General features: G+C 42.3%; 13 protein-coding genes. 4 read left to right on the forward strand and 9 right to left on the reverse strand.

The genetic code is table 11. The annotated features are described in order from the left end of the window. Positions 1-68: 68 nt before the first annotated feature. Positions 69-2642, reverse strand: a complete 2574-nt coding sequence (locus BDD43_RS27875) for a M1 family metallopeptidase (RefSeq protein ID WP_121201496.1) — start codon at positions 2640-2642, stop codon at positions 69-71. 225 nt (positions 2643-2867) lie between these two features. On the opposite strand from BDD43_RS27875, the gene sucC reads away from it, so the two are divergent. From sucC to dapA, 4 genes are all read left to right on the forward strand, one after another. Then, positions 2868-4061 (forward strand): ADP-forming succinate--CoA ligase subunit beta, encoded by a 1194-nt coding sequence (sucC, locus tag BDD43_RS27880; protein WP_121201497.1) that lies wholly within the window; start codon positions 2868-2870, stop codon positions 4059-4061. Between the two features lie 209 nt (positions 4062-4270). Then, entirely contained in the window at positions 4271-4822 is a 552-nt protein-coding gene (locus BDD43_RS27885; RefSeq protein ID WP_121201498.1) for an REP-associated tyrosine transposase, read from the forward strand. A 135-nt stretch (positions 4823-4957) separates the two neighbouring features. Further along, complete coding sequence (gene ligA, locus BDD43_RS27890; protein ID WP_121201499.1) at positions 4958-6970, forward strand: NAD-dependent DNA ligase LigA; 2013 nt, start codon at positions 4958-4960, stop codon at positions 6968-6970. Between the two features lie 98 nt (positions 6971-7068). Beyond that, on the forward strand, positions 7069-7971 hold the full coding sequence (gene dapA / locus BDD43_RS27895; RefSeq protein ID WP_121201500.1) for a 4-hydroxy-tetrahydrodipicolinate synthase: 903 nt from the start codon (positions 7069-7071) through the stop codon (positions 7969-7971). A gap of 77 nt (positions 7972-8048) precedes the next feature. On the opposite strand, the gene BDD43_RS27900 is transcribed toward dapA, so the two are convergent. From BDD43_RS27900 to BDD43_RS27935, 8 genes are all read right to left on the reverse strand, one after another. Further along, positions 8049-8228 (reverse strand): histone H1, encoded by a 180-nt coding sequence (locus BDD43_RS27900; RefSeq protein WP_121201501.1) that lies wholly within the window; start codon positions 8226-8228, stop codon positions 8049-8051. Between the two features lie 395 nt (positions 8229-8623). Next, positions 8624-9865, reverse strand: a complete 1242-nt coding sequence (locus BDD43_RS27905) for an aminotransferase class I/II-fold pyridoxal phosphate-dependent enzyme (RefSeq protein WP_121201502.1) — start codon at positions 9863-9865, stop codon at positions 8624-8626. Positions 9866-10009: 144 nt separating this feature from the next. Beyond that, a complete protein-coding gene (gene ftsZ / locus BDD43_RS27910) occupies positions 10010-11629 on the reverse strand; it encodes a cell division protein FtsZ (protein ID WP_121201503.1) in 1620 nt (539 codons plus the stop codon). Between the two features lie 131 nt (positions 11630-11760). Then, on the reverse strand, positions 11761-13098 hold the full coding sequence (ftsA, locus tag BDD43_RS27915) for a cell division protein FtsA (RefSeq protein WP_121201504.1): 1338 nt from the start codon (positions 13096-13098) through the stop codon (positions 11761-11763). Between the two features lie 11 nt (positions 13099-13109). Then, positions 13110-13979: a cell division protein FtsQ/DivIB gene (locus BDD43_RS27920; RefSeq protein WP_211339745.1), complete on the reverse strand. Its 870-nt coding sequence runs from the start codon at positions 13977-13979 to the stop codon at positions 13110-13112. Then, positions 13972-15327 carry a UDP-N-acetylmuramate--L-alanine ligase gene (gene murC / locus BDD43_RS27925; protein ID WP_121201505.1) on the reverse strand — a complete coding sequence of 452 codons (1356 nt, stop codon included), beginning with the start codon at positions 15325-15327 and terminating at the stop codon, positions 13972-13974. Before murC ends, BDD43_RS27920 begins: the two co-directional genes overlap by 8 nt. A gap of 49 nt (positions 15328-15376) precedes the next feature. Further along, positions 15377-16531: an undecaprenyldiphospho-muramoylpentapeptide beta-N-acetylglucosaminyltransferase gene (gene murG / locus BDD43_RS27930; protein ID WP_121201506.1), complete on the reverse strand. Its 1155-nt coding sequence runs from the start codon at positions 16529-16531 to the stop codon at positions 15377-15379. 70 nt (positions 16532-16601) lie between these two features. Next, positions 16602-17762 (reverse strand): FtsW/RodA/SpoVE family cell cycle protein, encoded by a 1161-nt coding sequence (locus tag BDD43_RS27935; protein WP_121201507.1) that lies wholly within the window; start codon positions 17760-17762, stop codon positions 16602-16604. Between the last annotated feature and the right edge of the window lie 186 nt (positions 17763-17948).

The following is a 17948-nucleotide window of genomic DNA, read 5'->3' on the forward strand; positions in this document are numbered from 1 at the left end:
TGCGGATGTGCAAATGTGCATGATTGATTTATGTGAGATCCGGTGCATAGCTACGTAAAACGCCGCCACTAATCGGCAGCAAAGGTTTTGGGTAACAGCTTACCGCTGGCCCGCATCAGGTTATCAGTAGCCTGTAATATTTTGGCCTTTAGTTTTTCGTTATAATTAGGGTGAGCCGCTAAAAATGCATTTACAATACGGGCGGCTTCGGCACTTTGATAGCTGCCGAATGTGCTTGACAGCCATGATTGCGGAAAAAATATATCGCCGGTTACCTGTATGTTTTCCAGCATATCTAAACTTTTTGCCAAATACTTTACCGATGTATTTTGCCTTAGCGGATGGTGCAGATAAAACAGTGCGGTTAGCACATTTGCCTCTTTACCCCGGTTTTTTAATTGTTGCAGGCTGGCAAAAAATTCATCGCGCACCTTTTCATCGGGCGATAAGGCAGGGCGGATAAATTCAAATCGTTTTTTCCTGTCGGCATCAGTGATGCGTAAATACTGCTTACTCAGTATGGCAGTATCGGCATCGTTGCGCAGGGCAAGCGAAAACGATAAGGCGGTATAATCATCTTCAGAAAGTTTTATCCCGGCAGGCGGCTGTTGCTGCTGCCATACCTGGTAAAGTAAATTGCGCGCCTGCGCGCTCAAATAAATTCCCTGGTAGGTATTAAACAACACTTTTTTATTGTTTGCAGTTTTTTGATACTGTAAAGCCAGCCATAGGCTATTCTCTAAAACAGGGTTAATTTTAAGGCGGTTTTGCGGTGTAATAAACTGCCAGTAAATAGTGCCTATATAGCCGCTTATAAGGCGCAGGGGCATTTCTTCTTTCTCGGCACTTAGGGCCTTGATGTACAAATTAAGCAAGCTTAAAGGCTTGATAAAACGACCCGAAAGCATGTTTTCGTACAGTGAAATATAGGCCGATGTGCGCATTAAAGGATCGGTGATATCCATAACCGAAGTACACAAGTCGGCATCTGCCGGAAACAAGCCATAACCCTCGCCACCCGAATTAAACAAAATATACATAGGGCGTTTAAGGCCAATGGCTTCTTGTATATCAGTTACGCCTTTAGTTATGTTTACGGTTATAACCTTGGTTAAGTGCGGATAAAACAACGCTACTTCAAAACTTTGCGGCCAAATACGGCTGCCGCCCTGTTCGGCATGCTGTATCAATATTAAGTGGTTTATTTTTCCTTTTTTAGTTACCAGACTATAACTAAACGTGGGCCTGCCGGGTTGGTTAACCCATACGTTGTTCCAGGCATTTAAATCATGAGTGGTGTATTTGCTTAGTATCTTAATTAAATCGGGCCAGGTGGCGTTGCGGTAGGCGTAGGTTTTAAGGTATTCGCATACGCCTTGCCTAAAATTATCTTTTCCCATTAACAACTCCAGTTGCCGCATCATAATTGGGGCCTTATGGTAAATAATATTGCCGTAAAGCGAGCCGGCATCTTTTAGGTTATTTAGGCTTTGCCTTATGGGATTAGCACCCGGAGTACGGTCGACACCATAAGCTGCCGGGAAATGGTCGGTTAAAAACTTCAGGTTAAAGGTACCCTCACCCATTAACGACTCTGTTATTTTATCGGCCATAAAGTTGGCAAATACCTCCTTCATCCAAACATCGTTAAACCAATCCATGGTAACCATATCGCCAAACCACATGTGGGCGGTTTCGTGCGAAATGAGGTTTAGGCGGGCAATAATCTGATCTTGCGTAGCACCGGCGTCTAAAAACAGGCTTGACGCTTTGTATTGTACAACGCCCGGATGCTCCATACCGCCAAACTGAAAATCGGGAATGGCTGCAAACCCCATTTTTTTAAACGGATATGGGATGCCTGTCCAGTTTTCTAAAAAATTTACGGCATCGGCATGGGCCTTAAATATGGCCGGGTTGCTTAAATGGAGCTTCGCAGTATCGGTTTCGCGGAAAAAAAGTTCGGGCTTTAGCTTTGTATCGTGCGCGTTGTAGGCAAACCGGCCCGCCACAAACGAAAATAAATAGGTGCTTAAAGTTTCTGTTTTATCAAAGTCGTAATATTTAAAATCGGCATCAACTCTAAAATCTTTAATTGGTGCGTTGGCCATAACCGCCCAGTTGGCCGATACCTTTATGCTTAGCTGAAACGTTGCTTTTAAATTGGGCTGGTCAAAACATGGGAAAACAGTTCGGGCCCTGTCGGGTACAAACAAGGCATACAGGTAATCGTCGTTACGGTTCAAAGCGCCGTTGCCGGCCAAAAAATCAATCGACAGGGTATTATTGCCTTCGGTTAAATATTTGGCTTCAAGCAATAGGTGTTCTTTCAGCAAATTAACTTCTGCGGTTTTGCCATTTATAGTTAACTTTTTAATACGGGAGGCATCTTCTTTAAAATCAAGCTGTAGCGGCTGGCCGGTTTGCTTAAAGTTAAAGGTAAGGGTTTCGGTAGCCGCAATATCTTCTGCCTTATTGGCGGGTATGTTAAAATTGAGTTGATATTGAATGCTGCTGAGGTGAGCAGCCCTAAAATCGGCCAGGGATTGTGATACACCGGTTTCTACCGTTGTTTGCGCCCCTGCTATGTGTGCGCATAAAAATAGGAATACCGCCAAAAGGCAGATTTTTAAAAAGTGCATCGGTATAGGTTATTTGAGGCAAATTAATAAAAATTATTAGCTGTTGATAGTTATATAGCCTAGTAGACAGCATAATTTGATTTTTTTGCTGCAAATTAAAGCAAACCCTTACCAGTATGTTAATATTACATCATTGGTTATGGTAAAATAATGCATAAAAAACGCGTTTGTGCTTTATTGTAACGGTTGAATTTAATAGCTTTACCGCACAAAATATCTCAAAAGATGAATATTCACGAATACCAGGGTAAAGCTATACTAAAAAGTTTTGGTGTAAGAATTCAGGAAGGCATTGTTGCCGATAATGTTGAGCAGGCTATTGAGGCTGCCAAAAAACTAAAGGAAGACTTTGGGTCGGACTGGGTGGTTGTTAAAGCTCAAATACACGCAGGTGGCCGTGGTAAAGGCGGCGGCGTTAAGCTGGCTAAAAACCTTGACGATGTGAAGGAAAAAGCAGGTGCCATTTTAGGTATGACCCTGGTTACCCCGCAAACCGGGCCAGAAGGTAAGTTTGTGAGCAAGGTTTTAGTTGCACAGGATGTTTACTACCCCGGTGCTACCGAAACCAAGGAGTTTTACATGAGCGTATTGCTTGACCGCGCTGCCGGCCGTAACATCATTATGTACAGTACCGAAGGTGGTATGGATATTGAAGAAGTTGCCGAACACACTCCGCACCTGATATTTAAAGAAGAAATTGACCCGAAGGTTGGCTTACAAGCTTTCCAGGCACGCAAAATTGCTTTTAACTTAGGTTTAAGCGGCGATGCGTTTAAGGATATGGTAAAATTTGTTGCTGCTTTGTATAAAGCTTACGATGCTACAGATTCGGCCATGTTTGAGATAAACCCTGTTTTAAAAACAAGTGATAACAAAATATTAGCTGTTGATGCCAAGGTTAATTTAGATGATAACGCTTTGTACCGTCACCCGGATTTTGCCGCTTTACGCGACACTGCCGAGGAAGACCCAATGGAAGTTGAAGCAAGCCTAAGCAACCTTAACTATGTTAAGCTTGATGGTAACGTTGGCTGTATGGTTAACGGTGCCGGTTTAGCTATGGCTACTATGGACATCATTAAAATTGCCGGTGGCGAGCCTGCTAACTTTTTAGACGTTGGCGGTACCGCTAATGCACAAACTGTTAAAGCGGCTTTCAACATTATTTTGAAAGACCCTAACGTTAAAGCCATCCTAATTAACATATTTGGTGGTATTGTACGTTGCGACCGTGTTGCTCAAGGTGTTATTGACGCTTATAAAGAAATTGGCGATATACCGGTTCCGATCATTGTGCGTTTGCAAGGCACCAATGCTGTTGAAGCTAAAACTTTGCTTGACGAAAGTGGCTTAAAAGTAAAATCGGCCATATTGTTAAAAGAAGCTGCCGATAGGGTTAAAGAAGTATTTGCTGCTTAATTAGCCTAAATATAATTTTGAAGGGGAAAAGTGAGAGCTTTTTCCCTTTTTTGTTTTTATTCGGGGATTATAAATCCCCGGTTACGGAGTCCGGGATTAAAAATCCGGACTAACATCTGTGTTGGTTGGTATGCGTTGGTCGGGATTTATAATCCCGACCCAAATAACAGTGGATTTGTAATCCACGAAACCAACACTTATATTTAAACATGGGTTTTAAATACAGCATCACTACTAACGAAAAGTACTTTTTAACAATTACCGTTGTAGATTGGGTTGATGTATTTACCCGCAAAGAGCTGGCCGCCGTAATTGTTGATGCTTTAAACTATTGTATTGAGCATAAGGGTTTACAAGTTTACGCCTGGTGTTTAATGCCGAGTCATTTACATTTAATAGCGTCTACCAATAACGATGAGATATTACTATCGGATGTTATGCGCGACTTTAAAAAGTTTACATCTAAAGAAGTTGTAAAAACTATTCAGCTTATCCCGGAAAGCAGACGGGAATGGCTACTCAATAAATTTGAGTTTGCAGGCCGCTATAACCCCAAAATAAAGAATTATAAATTTTGGCAGGACGGGCTACACCCCATAGAGGTAACGAGCAATAAATTTACAGATCAAAAACTAAATTATATCCATCAAAACCCGGTTGAAGCAGGCATAGTTTATAGCGCAAAAGATTACATTTTGAGTTCGGCAGCGGTATATGCAGGCGAATATCCCGGATTGGTTAAGGTGACTATTTTGGAATAAGGTTCGGAAATTGTAAGTCTCCTATTGTAGAGTTGCGTTGGTCGGGATTTATAATCCCCGACCCAAATAGCAGTGGATTTGTAATCCACGCCACCTCATTTGCACATCTGCCGCCATTTATATTATCTTCGTTCCATGCAGCCTACAGACGCTAAAAAGAGAATACAGGATTTATCGACCGAATTAAAACAGCACAATTACAATTACTACGTGCTGGCAATGCCTACCATTGCCGATTTCGATTTTGATAAAAAGCTGGAAGAACTATCGGGGTTGGAAAAGCAATTTCCGGAGTTTGCCCAGGCGGATTCGCCTACGCAGCAAGTGGGTGGCGAGATAACCAAGGAATTTGAAACGGTTAAGCACAAGTGGCCCATGATGTCGTTGGGCAACACTTATAGTGAGCAGGAACTGCTTGATTTCGACCAGCGTATTCGCAAGGCTATTGGCGACGATTTTGAATATGTTTGCGAGTTAAAGTTTGATGGCCTATCAATGAGTTTAACTTATGAGCAGGGCAAATTAGTGAGGGCCGTTACACGCGGCGACGGCACAAAGGGCGATGATGTAACCGCGAACGTAAAAACCATCCACAGCATTCCGAAAAAAATTGAGGACGGCGGTTACCCCGAACACTTTGAAATACGCGGCGAAGTTTTTATGCACCGTAAAGCGTTTGACAGGCTTAACAACGACCGTATTGAACAAGGTGAAGTTGCATATGCCAACCCCCGTAACTTTGCTTCGGGCACTATTAAACTGCAAGATTCGCGCGAGGTGGCCCGTAGGCCGCTCGATTGCTTTTTGTATTTTTTATATACCGATAAACCGGTTTTTAAAACCCATTGGGATAGCATAATGGCTGTAAAAAGCTGGGGCTTCCACGTTTGCGAGCACACCAAACTTTGTAAAAACATAGGCGAGGTGATGGATTTTATTAGCCTTTGGAATGATAAGCGCCATAATTTGAGTTATGATATTGATGGCATTGTACTTAAAGTAAACAGCTACGCACAGCAGCAAGAGTTGGGGTTTACAGCAAAATCGCCAAGGTGGGCCATTGCCTATAAATATAAAGCGCAGCAGGTTGAAACAGTTTTAGAAAGCGTTAGCTACCAGGTGGGCCGTACAGGCTCGGTTACGCCGGTGGCTAATTTAAAACCTGTGCTTTTGGCCGGTACTACGGTTAAACGCGCTTCGCTACACAATGCTAACGAAATTTTACGATTGGATTTGCACGAGGGCGACAGTGTATTTGTTGAAAAAGGTGGCGAAATTATACCCAAAATCATTAGCGTAAATCCGCTTAAGCGGAAGGATAACGCCCCAATTATCCAGTACATAACCCATTGCCCGGAGTGCGGCACCCAATTGGTGCGGCAAGAGGGCGAGGCCAACCACTATTGCCCTAATGATGAAGGTTGCCCGCCGCAAATAGTTGGTAAAATGCAGCATTTTATAGGCCGCAAGGCAATGAATATTGATGGCCTGGGCGACGAAACCATCGAAACCCTTTACCAAAAAGGTTTTTTACACCACATAAGCGATATTTACGATTTACACCTCCATAGCGACGACTTAAAAAAGCTGGGCCGCTTTGGCGAAAAATCCATCAATAACATGATGGATGGTATCGAAAAATCAAAGCAAATGCCTTTTGAGAAGGTTTTATTCGGCATGGGTATACGCTATGTTGGCGAAACCGTAGCTAAAAAGCTGGTTGCTTATTTTAAAAACATAGATAGCTTGATTAAAGCCAATGTTGAAGAATTAACTGCCGTTGATGAGATAGGTACCCGTATTGCCGAAAGCCTGGTTGAGTATTGGAACAACCCCGAGCACGTAGAGCAGGTTGAAAAAATGAAAGCCCAGGGCCTGCAATTTATATCCGAAGAGAAAGAGGTTGTAATGGCGAGCGACAAGTTGGCTGGCAAAACCTTTATTATTTCGGGCGTGTTTGAGCAATACTCGCGCGATGAACTGAAAGATATTATTGAACAAAACGGTGGCAAAATACTAAGCAGCATATCGGCCAAGCTTAACTATTTGGTGGCCGGCGATAATATGGGCCCTGCTAAACTCGACAAAGCTAATAAACTAAACGTACCTATAATTAGCGATGCCGAACTGTTAGCGATGCTGGAGTGATAACATTATACGTTTAAATGGTTTAAGCTAAAAACAGTAAAATCATACTTTAAACACTCTAAACATAATTTATTATCTTAGCACCCTGATTATTTATAATGAACAAGTTTAACGGAACCGGGGTTGCTATGGTAACTCCTTTTCATCCAAATGGCGATGTAGATTTTGGTGGCCTCGAGGCAGTAATTAACCACATTATTGGGGGCGGAGTTGAGTATCTTGTGTCGTTGGGTACAACCGGCGAGAGCGCAACACTAAGCAAGGACGAGAAGAAGCAAGTTTGGAAGCGTACCGTTGAAATTACAAATGGCCGCGTGCCATTGGTTGCCGGCATTGGCGGTAACAACACTTACGAGGTTTTAAAAAGCATTGAAGAGTTTGATGCCGAAGGCTATGATGCCATATTATCAGTAAGCCCATATTACAGTAAACCTACACAGGAAGGTATTTACCAGCACTATAAAGCAATTGCCACACAGGCACCGTTGCCTGTGATATTGTACAACGTACCTGGCCGTACCGGAAGCACCCTTAGTGCCGAAACTACGCTAAGGCTGGCGCACGATTTTAAGAATATTATTGCTACCAAAGAGGCATCGGGAAGCTTTGATATTTTTAACCATATTATGAAAGACAAGCCGGCAGATTTTATGCTCATATCTGGCGACGACCCGGTTACTTTGCCTATGATAGCTATGGGTGCCGTGGGTGTTATATCGGTAATTGGCAATGCCATACCGGGTATATTTTCTAACATGGTGCGTTTATGCCTTGCCGGCGATTACGCGGCTGCAAGGCCGCTGCATTACAAGCTGATTGAATTCACTACCCTGATGTTTACCGAGGGCAACCCTGCCGGCGTAAAATATGCTTTAAAAGAGTTAGGGGTTTGCGGCGATAATGTTAGGTTACCATTGGTAAGTGTTGGCACAGCAACCGCTCAAAAAATTGCTTTACAGCTTAAAGCAATAGGTACCCAGCAAGCGGTGCAACACGCATAAAACACCCAGAAAAAAATACATATTAAATAAAAAAACCCAGCTAAAAGCCGGGTTTTTTTATTTAATAATGTTAATTATTAGGAAGCTTGGTTTTTAGACTCCTGAACTTCTAAACGGATAGCCTGGGCAAGGTTTTTTAAATCCTGCATGCCTTTACGAACGCGGGTTCCGGCAGCACTGTTACCTTTGTTGTAGAATTTGTCAGCGTCAGCTTCTAAACTTGCTACTAATTCTTTTACTTCTGTGAATTTTTTCATTTTCAGATACTCCTTTTAATAATGAGGTTAAAATTGTTTTAAACTATGCTAATGTAAAATGTTTTTTGCTCAAAAAAAAACATTTAAAGCACTAAATAACAGCGTAGAGGCGGTTTTTTTCCACAGCGGGCCCTATTTAGGAGGTTTTTGTATTTGTGTAAATTGTTCCAACAATGCGCTTTTTTAGTAAAATTATAATTATGCAAGCATTAATTAATTAATAACATAACAAGCGGGGCTTATAGCTTTAAGTATTATAAATAATACATTTATTTTACCCCATATTTACAACATTTAAAAACTGTTTTATTTTATTACCCTTCAAGAAAATAAATAAAAAAAAGCCGCTCAACATGGGTTGGAGCGGCCTTTTATGGTATAAACGAGCTAATTTATCAGGCAAAAGCCATCTTAAGTTCTTTGTAAGTACCTGCTTTTAGCTTCTCGCCTACCTCTGTAAAGGCCGAAAGTGTAAGTTCTACATCGGCCAATGAATGGCTGGCGGTTGGTATAAGCCTCAATTGTATTAAACCTTTAGGGATAACCGGATACACCACAATAGAGCAAAAAATACCATAATTTTTACGCAGATCCATAGTTAAGGCGGTAGCCTCGTTAAGGTCACCTTGTAAAAAAACGGGGGTTACCATAGTGTTGGTTACGCCGGTATCAAAGCCGCGCTCGCGCAAACCGGCTTGTAGGGCGGTTGCTATGGTCCATAAGTTATTGCGCAGTTCGGGTTTCGATTTTAGCAGCTCAAAGCGCTTTTTTAACCCTACCACCATTGGCATTGGTAGTGCCTTTGCAAACGTTTGCGAGCGCATATTATAACGCAGGTAGTTTACAATTTCTTCGGTAGAGGCAACAAAAGCACCAATACCCGCCATTGATTTTGCAAAGGTACCAAAGTAAATATCAACGCCTTCTATACAATCCTGTGCCTCGTGGGTGCCTGCACCTGTTTGGCCCATAGTGCCAAAACCATGCGCATCATCAATAAGCAACCTAAAATCGTATTTATTTTTTAATGCAACAATTTCTTTAAGCTTGCCCTGCGCTCCCGACATGCCAAAAACACCTTCGGTAATTAATAATATGCCACCACCGGTTTGTTCTATCAGTTTTGTGGCGCGTTCAAGCTGTTTATCGCAGCTTTCAATATCGTTATGTTTATACACAAAACGCTTGCCCATGTGCAGGCGTACACCATCAATAATACAAGCATGCGATTCGGCATCGTAAACTATTACATCGTTACGATCAACCAACGTATCAATAATTGATAGCATGCCCTGGTAGCCATAGTTAAGCAAAAAGGCATCGTCTTTTTTTACAAAGGCAGCCAAATCCTGCTCCAATGCTTCGTGATATTTAGAATTACCCGACATCATACGCGCACCCATAGGGTAGGCCATTCCAAATTCGGCGGCACCTTCGGCATCAGCCTTGCGCACTTCGGGGTCGTTTGCTAAACCTAAATAGTTATTTAAGCTCCACACTAAGTGTTCTTTACCATTAAACATCATACGCGGCGCTATTTCGCCCTCTAAACGCGGGAACGAAAAATATCCATGCGACCAGCTAAGATGCTGCCCCAAAGGGCCCATGTTTTTTGATATCTTTTTAAATAAATCCAAAATGTAATCTTTTTATATCAACAAATAATGTACAAATATAGCGGTTAAGACCGTGACCAACAATAGCTATAACTTTTTATAATAGTTTATAACGAAAAAAGCCCTTGTATAAATACAAAGGGCTTCAATTAAATTTATTAACAATTAATCTACATTATCATGCAGAAAGGTGTTGTTGTTCCTGATCTCGGTTTTACCTTCATCGTCGGTTAGCAGGCTAAACCTTGATATCTGGCTTTCCGACGAGGCTGGTGTTTGTTGCAAAGCAATTTCTTTACGTTTATAAGCAGGCACATTTTCAAGTTCCTGAATGTTACCGCTACGCAACTTCATACTCAAATCTTTCAAGCGCATAATACGCTCGCGCGATTTACGTAACTGATCTTCAATAGTTTCGTCGGTTTTATTATCATCAGCCCCTGCAAAAGCAACAGGCATTGGCTCCGGCTCGGGTTTAGGCGGCTCGGGCACAAACCGGGCGGGTTCGGCAACAGGGGTTTTAAATTCAACTTCGGGTTCTGATAGTTTGAATGTAAAACCAGCGTCGGCAGGTTCTTCTTCAGGAGTATCCTGAGTTTCGGGCTGTAACGAATATTTAATAACAGCAGGTTCTTCTTCTTTAGCAAACAAATCAAATAACCCCGCTTGCTTTCTTTCTCCAGGAGCATTTTTTAAGTAAACACCGCCTGCTACCTCTTCCTTTTTAACGGGATTAATAAACTCATTAACAGGGCGCGCCAATGGCTTTGTTTCGGGAATAAGCATCGAAATTACTTTTTTGGTGCTTTGCTCCTTCTCGCGTTCATCTTTGGTTTGGAAACCTGTTGCAATAATAGTTACCGAAAGCTGCGCTCCTAACGATTCGTCGCGGCAGTTACCCCATATTAAATCGGCAGATAGGCCGGCTTCCTGTTGTATAAAATCGGTTATGATGCTAACCTCATCCATAGTTACCTCGGTAGCACCGGATGTGATGTTAAGCAAAATATAGCGTGCGCCCTCTATCTCGTTATCTTTTAACAACGGAGATAATAATGCGCCTTCCACTGCCTTTAAAGCACGGTTTTCGCCCTCGGCAGAGCAACTGCCCATTATGGCTACGCCACTGTCTTTCATCACCGTGCGCACATCCTTAAAATCAACGTTGATGTAGCCAGGCAGGGTTATAATTTCGGCAATACCTTTGGCGGCTGTGGTTAATATATTATCGGCTTGTGCAAATGCCGAGCCCAGTGTTAAGTTACCAAATATTTCGCGAAGGCGGTCGTTTGAAATAACCAGAAAAGAGTCTACATGTTTTTTAAACTCTTCCAACCCTTCTTCTGCCTGCATTTTTCTACGCTTACCCTCAAACGAGAATGGCGTGGTAATAATACCAACCGTTAAAATATCAAGCTCGCGCGCGGCTTTGGCAATAATAGGGCTTGCGCCGGTACCTGTACCACCGCCCATACCTGCTGTTATAAATAGCATTTTGGTATTAGAGCCGAGCATTAATTTAATGTCGTCAATATTTTCGATGGCGGAGTTTTTACCTACTTCGGGTATAGAGCCTGCGCCCATACCTTCGGTTAAACTAGCGCCCAACTGTACCTTGTTAGGGATAGGGCTTAGCTCCAGGGCCTGGGCATCGGTATTACAAATTATAAAGTCGACACCGGTAATTCCCTGCTTGTACATGTGGTTAACAGCGTTGCCACCACCGCCGCCAACACCAATAACCTTGATGATGGACGACTTTTCTTTTAACATCTCAAACTGCATAATCCTTGTTTTTCAGCTATATGTGATTGACGGTACTTCAGATTTCATCTAATGTAATGATAGGGGTTTTTCCACATAGTTTATTAACATTTGTCAATAATGTGGAAAAGTTATTTTCTTGTTGAAAAATATTATTTCAGAAAATCCTCATCCTTAATATCGTCCTTAATAAATTTCTTTCCTGTTTCTAAAAGCCTCCCGAATAAACCAAATTTACGTTCTTCAACAAACTTGGGTTTTTCAACCTTTACCTCTACTACGGGTTTGCCAACATCTTCAATTTTTTGGATACCTTTAATAAGCAAACCAATACCGGTGGCAAAAGTTGGGCTTTGCAGTTCTTCGTAAACATTTTTTGGTAATACCTCGTTTTTGGCCAGGTGCTCGTTGGGGTAACCCACGCGGCAATCTAACCCGGTAACGTATTCAACCAATTGCGGCAAATGCTTTAACTGCGCTCCGCCGCCTGTTATAACTATACCTGCTATTAACTTCTTTTCGTATCCTGATGTTTTAATTTCGTAGTAAACATGTTCAACTATCTCCTCCATACGTGCCTGAATTACGTAGGCCAGGTTTTTTATCGAAATTTCTTTAGGTTCGCGGCCACGCAAACCGGGTACGCATACTATTTCGTTGTCTCTATTCTCATCAGCCAGGGCCGATCCAAAACGAGTTTTCAATTGCTCGGCTATGTTGCGCATTACCGAACAACCTTCGCGAATATCTTCGGTGATGCTATTACCTCCAAAAGGAATAACAGCTGTATGGCGAATGATACCTTCGTGAAAAATTGCAACATCGGTTGTGCCTCCACCTATATCTACCAAAACCACGCCTGCTTCTTTTTCCTCATCGCTCAATACCGATTCGGACGAGGCCAATGGTTCCAGTATTAAATCCTGGCTTTCAAGGCCGCCTTTATTAACGCACTTTACAATGTTTTTAATAGCAGTAACCTGGCCGGATATGATGTGGAAGTTAGCCTCTAAACGCACCCCTGCCATGCCAATCGGATCTTTGATGCCCGGTTCGTTATCAACCGTAAACTCTTGTGGTAATACGTGTATAATCTCTTCGCCCGGGGGCATCACCAGGTTATACATATCCTCAATTAGTTTATCAATATCCTTACGGGATATTTCGGTATTTAAATCGCGACGGGTAATTAAACCACGGTGCTGCAAGCTTTTGATGTGCTGGCCGGCAATACCCACGTTTACAACCTTAACTTCAACGTTTGATTGTGTGCCCGCAATTTCAACCGCCTGGGTAATACCCTGCACGGTTTTATCAATATTTGAAACCATCCCACGGGTTACACCTGCCGATTCGGCTTTACCTATACCAAGTACCTCAATTTTTCCATTCTTGCTTCTGCGCCCTACAATAGCGCATATTTTTGTAGTGCCAATGTCTAATCCTACAACAATTGGCGTGTTTTTTTCCTCTGTAAAGCTCTTCTCCATATCTCTGCGTATTAAAATTCTTCCTTTACTCCGGCTGTATCCGGCTTATCTGTACTCTTGTTTAACAGGGCTTTCCTTTTGTTTATCGAATCCTGCTTTAGCAGGGCCTCGCCCTTAATGCCAACTACCTGGTTGGCATATTTAATATTAATAACCGTGTAAGCATCCTGCCCCACCTTTGGCAACGCCTGTTTGTAAAATGCCAGTAAATTGGCAAATTTGTTCGAAAGCGAATCGGCATTGCCAAGTAATATCCGGTGGTTGCCAACACGGGGTATCAGCTCCAGCTCATGGTTGTTGTTTACGTATATCTGCACTATCTGCGCGTTCCACAACGAATCCTTGCGTATAAAATCGGCTGTTTTAAAAAGGTTCTTCGCAATATCGTTATGTACCGAGTCAACCCGGTTTGCAAACAATTCGTCTATTTGGCCAGTAGCAACTAAAACCCTCGCGGTAAAATTTTGCGATAACGGAATTTTTAAACCGTGCTGATCTATATAAAAATCCTGATCGTATTTGTTAACTATTCTTAAAATTGGCTGCCTTTGGCTAATTGAAACATGAATAACGCCATCCATCTCCATATATACCTCTGCCGACTCAATAAACGGGTTGGCCCGTAACTTTTCTTCGAGCGCGTGTATGTTTATATCTTCCAGCTTGTGGCCTATCAGCGCATTGCTTTTTACTTGTAAAATATTATCAACTTCTTCTTTATCAATAAAATACTGGTTGCCGGGTATAAATATCTTTACTTCGGTACAAACTACACCAGCCTGCTTATGTTCAATAAAACTCATGAGCGCAACAATACCACCTATGCCGGTTACCCAGGCAAAGCCGATTAGTATTTTACGCCAAACAGGGTTTTTAAACATTTTTTAATGCGTTTTTTAAGGGTGCAACCAATTGGTCTATATCGCCCGCGCCTACGGTTAACAACAGTTCGGGCTTTTCATTTTTTACTATCTCAATAACTTCCTCTTTTCCACATTTGCGTTTATCGGCCCGGTTCATGCGGCTTAATATCATTTCCGAGTTAACACCGGCAATGGGCAGTTCGCGCGCGGGGTAAATATCCAGCATCAGTAACTCATCGCACGTATCCAGTACTTCGGCAAAGCCATCGGCAAAATCTCGCGTGCGGCTAAAAAGGTGCGGCTGAAAAACAACAGTTAGCTTTTTATTAGGATATAAGCGCCTAATTGATGATATGCAGGCCCGCAGCTCTTCGGGGTGGTGGGCGTAATCATCAATATAAATTTGTTTGTCGGTTTTTACAACGTACTCAAACCTGCGTTTTACACCACGGAAAGATTTAAGCGCTTTTTTTATAGCATCGGGCTTAACATCTAAATATAACGCAGCCTGAATGGCCGCCACAGCATTTTCAATATTATGAATACCGGCAATGCCCATCTCAATATCTTTAATAGCAACCTTTTGGTTTTGAAAATTAAAGTAAAACACGCCATTGTTGATGCTGATATTATCGCCAACAACATCGGCAAAGGTGTTGATACCGTAAGTTGTGCCCTGGTGAATTGGTAAGCCTTTATGGTAAATAAGCTCGCCCCCAACTTTTAACTGCGAAGCAAAAAGCTGGAACGACTCGGTTAACTGTGCATGATCGCCATAAATATCAAGATGGTCGGCATCCATAGAGGTAATGATGGCTATATTTGGATGCAGGGTTAAAAACGAGCGGTCGTACTCGTCGGCCTCAACAACCATAATTTTGCTTTTACCAAACAGCACATTGCTATTATAATTTGATGCAATACCACCCAAAAATGCCGAACAATCTTTACCGGAAGCTTTAAGGATATGCGCTATCATGCTGGAAGTTGTGGTTTTGCCGTGCGTACCCGCAACAGCAACAGTTACCAACCCTTTACTTATAATACCCAACACCTGCGACCGCTTTTGAGGCTCAAAACCGCGCTCGGTAAAAAAGTTAAATATTTCCAGGTAGTGAGGTACCGCAGGCGTGTAAATAATTAATGTGCCCTTACCCGGCTTATAAAAATCGAGAGGGATATTATCAACATTATCCTCAAAGGTTATATGGATGCCCTCATCTTTGAGTGCGGTTGTTAAAGGGGTTGATGTTTTGTCGTATCCGCAAACAAGGCAGCCCAAATGGTTAAAGTAACGCGCAAGGCCGCTCATACCGATGCCCCCGATACCCAGCAAATAAACCTTATTGATATGGCGTAACTCCATTTTTGTTTTTTTAAATAAGCTCCCTCCTTTGGGAAGAGGGAGCTTGAGCTTAATTGTTAATTGTTATTTGGATAACCTCTTTTGCTATAACATCATCGGCTTGTGGCAGTGCCAGTTTGCCAATGTTGTTGCTTAGTTTTTTTTGTTTCTCTTTATCATTAAGCAGCTCTAAAGCTGTATCAATCAATTTAGTTTCGGCATCCCTATCAGGCACAAAAACGGCGGCGTTGGTTTGCATTAATGCCAGCGCATTTTTTGTTTGATGATCTTCGGCCACGTTTGGCGATGGCACCAAAATAACCGGCTTTTTAATTACACATAACTCGGCAATAGTACCTGCCCCGGCACGCGAAATTATAATATCCGCAGCAGCGTAAGCCAAATCCATACGGCTCACAAACTCCATAATGCGGATGTTGGGATGATAATTTTCGCCCAATTTTTCAATAATGCCTTTATAGTAATACTTGCCGGTTTGCCATATTACCTGCACATCGGCAGCTATTAATTTATCTAAGCCGGCCATCACGCTTTTATTTAAGGTGCCTGCACCAAGGCTGCCACCTGTTACCAGTATGGTTTTTTTAGCACCATGCAGTTTTAATAATTCTAATGACGAAAAACGCTTACCCTCAATATCAACCGATTCTTTACGGATTGGGTTCCCTGTTTTTATGAGCTTACCGGCAGGGAAAAACTTTTCCATCCCATCAAATGCCACACAAATTTTAGATGCCTTTTTGGCGAGCCATTTATTGGTGATACCTGCGTAAGAGTTTTGCTCTTGTATTAAATAAGGAATGCCCTTTAACGATGCAGCGTATAACAACGGGCCCGAAGCATAACCACCTACGCCAACGGCGGCATTGGGTTTAAAGTTTTTTATTATGGTTAGTGCCTTGCCTACGCTTTTTAATAATTTAACCGGGAACATCAGGTTTTTCCAGACGGAACTACGCTGGATGCCCTGTATATCTAAACCAATAATTTGATAACCTGCCGCCGGAACTTTTTCCATTTCCATACGGCCCAGGGCACCTACAAATAATATCTCGGTTTGGGGATCAAGCTTTTTTAAAGCATTGGCAATAGCAATTGCAGGGAAAATATGCCCCCCTGTGCCGCCACCGCTTATGATAATACGAGGCCCCCTAACCCCCTGAAGGGGGAGCTTTTGATTAGCAGTATTGTTATCGCTTTGCATTGTTTGCTTCGCTTTTATATTGTGTTAATTAACTCTTTATCTCTCAAACTATCCGTCCCCCTTTAGGGGGTTAGGGGGCCTCCGTTATTTCGCCCACTACCACCTTCTTTGGTTCGTCGTTATCGCGGCTAACCGAGAGGATGATACCAAATGCTATACTTGTAAACAAAATTGATGTACCACCCATACTCACTAAAGGCAACGGCACACCTGTTACCGGGCCAAGCCCTACTGCAACGGCCATATTGGCAAATGCCTGTATAGTTAAACTAAAACTTAAACCGCAGGCCAGCAACGCGCCAAATGCCTTTGGTGCCTTTGTTACTATTTTTATGCACCGGTAAAGTAAAAACAGGTATATCCCCATTAGGGTAAGGCCACCTATCAGGCCATACTCCTCTACTATGATGGCATATATCTCGTCCGAAAACGAATCGGGCAGGTAATTGCGCTCGGTACTGTTGCCGGGGCCCTTGCCAAAAATTCCGCCTGATGCGATGGCAATTTTAGCATGATCGGACTGGAACGATTTATCGGCAGTGGCTTTTTCGGGGTGCATATAGGTGTGTATACGCGAAATGTATGTTTTACGCCTCGGACCTAAAAAAACAACTCCTGCCAGCAACACCGCCCCGGCCAAACAAACCACTGCAATTTGTTTAATACTAATGCGGCCTATAATGAGCAATAAAACGCTTACACCAAACAGCATTAAAGCTGTTGATAGGTTTGCCAGCGCAATTAATATAAACACCACACAAACCGAACTCATGATAGGGATGAATGATTGCTTAACATCCTTAATGTTTTCTTGCTTGCGCGATAAGGTGCGTGCCAGAAAAGTTATCAGCGCAAGCTTTGCCAAATCAGATGTTTGGAAGCTTAGGCCTGTGCCGGGTATGGGTATCCAACGGCTGGCATCGTTAACGTGGTTACCAAATACCAAAGTGTAAAGCAATAAGGGTATGGTGGCTATCATTAACAATTTAGAGATACCTGCATAATACCGGTAATCAATTTTGTGCGAAATATACATGAGCCCTATACCACCAATTATCATGGCAAGGTGTTTCATCAAAATAGACTCGGCACCTACCCCACGCTTAAAAGCAAGCGTACCCGTTGAACTATAAACAGCCAACAGAGATATCATAGACAATAAAATAACAATGAGCCATATCCACCTATCGCCCCTTGTTTTGCTCAATATACTATCTAAACTCGCTATCATTTACCGTTGATTAATGTTGATTTTTATGATTTCGCTGATCCTATTTATTTGGGATTTCACCAATTTTGTTTTTTAATTACACCGATAACCTATTCTATTCTGTTAATTCTAAAATTCTATAAATTCTGATTCAAACAAATTCTATAAATTCCTATTCAAACATTTCATTTGCACACCTGCATATTT

Origin of the sequence: Mucilaginibacter gracilis (genome assembly GCF_003633615.1) — a bacterium.
In the GTDB taxonomy this organism is placed as follows: domain Bacteria; phylum Bacteroidota; class Bacteroidia; order Sphingobacteriales; family Sphingobacteriaceae; genus Mucilaginibacter; species Mucilaginibacter gracilis.

What these genes read in the sequence shown, in the direction of transcription:
- sucC (WP_121201497.1), top strand. Translation starts at nt 2,868, where the DNA reads ATGAATATTCACGAATACCAGGGTAAAGCTATACTAAAAAGTTTTGGT.
- ligA (WP_121201499.1), top strand. Translation starts at nt 4,958, where the DNA reads ATGCAGCCTACAGACGCTAAAAAGAGAATACAGGATTTATCGACCGAA.
- BDD43_RS27875 (WP_121201496.1), bottom strand. Translation starts at nt 2,642, where the DNA reads ATGCACTTTTTAAAAATCTGCCTTTTGGCGGTATTCCTATTTTTATGC.
- dapA (WP_121201500.1), top strand. Translation starts at nt 7,069, where the DNA reads ATGAACAAGTTTAACGGAACCGGGGTTGCTATGGTAACTCCTTTTCAT.
- murG (WP_121201506.1), bottom strand. Translation starts at nt 16,531, where the DNA reads ATGCAAAGCGATAACAATACTGCTAATCAAAAGCTCCCCCTTCAGGGG.
- BDD43_RS27935 (WP_121201507.1), bottom strand. Translation starts at nt 17,762, where the DNA reads ATGATAGCGAGTTTAGATAGTATATTGAGCAAAACAAGGGGCGATAGG.
- ftsA (WP_121201504.1), bottom strand. Translation starts at nt 13,098, where the DNA reads ATGGAGAAGAGCTTTACAGAGGAAAAAAACACGCCAATTGTTGTAGGA.
- BDD43_RS27900 (WP_121201501.1), bottom strand. Translation starts at nt 8,228, where the DNA reads ATGAAAAAATTCACAGAAGTAAAAGAATTAGTAGCAAGTTTAGAAGCT.
- BDD43_RS27885 (WP_121201498.1), top strand. Translation starts at nt 4,271, where the DNA reads ATGGGTTTTAAATACAGCATCACTACTAACGAAAAGTACTTTTTAACA.
- ftsZ (WP_121201503.1), bottom strand. Translation starts at nt 11,629, where the DNA reads ATGCAGTTTGAGATGTTAAAAGAAAAGTCGTCCATCATCAAGGTTATT.
- BDD43_RS27920 (WP_211339745.1), bottom strand. Translation starts at nt 13,979, where the DNA reads ATGTTTAAAAACCCTGTTTGGCGTAAAATACTAATCGGCTTTGCCTGG.
- murC (WP_121201505.1), bottom strand. Translation starts at nt 15,327, where the DNA reads ATGGAGTTACGCCATATCAATAAGGTTTATTTGCTGGGTATCGGGGGC.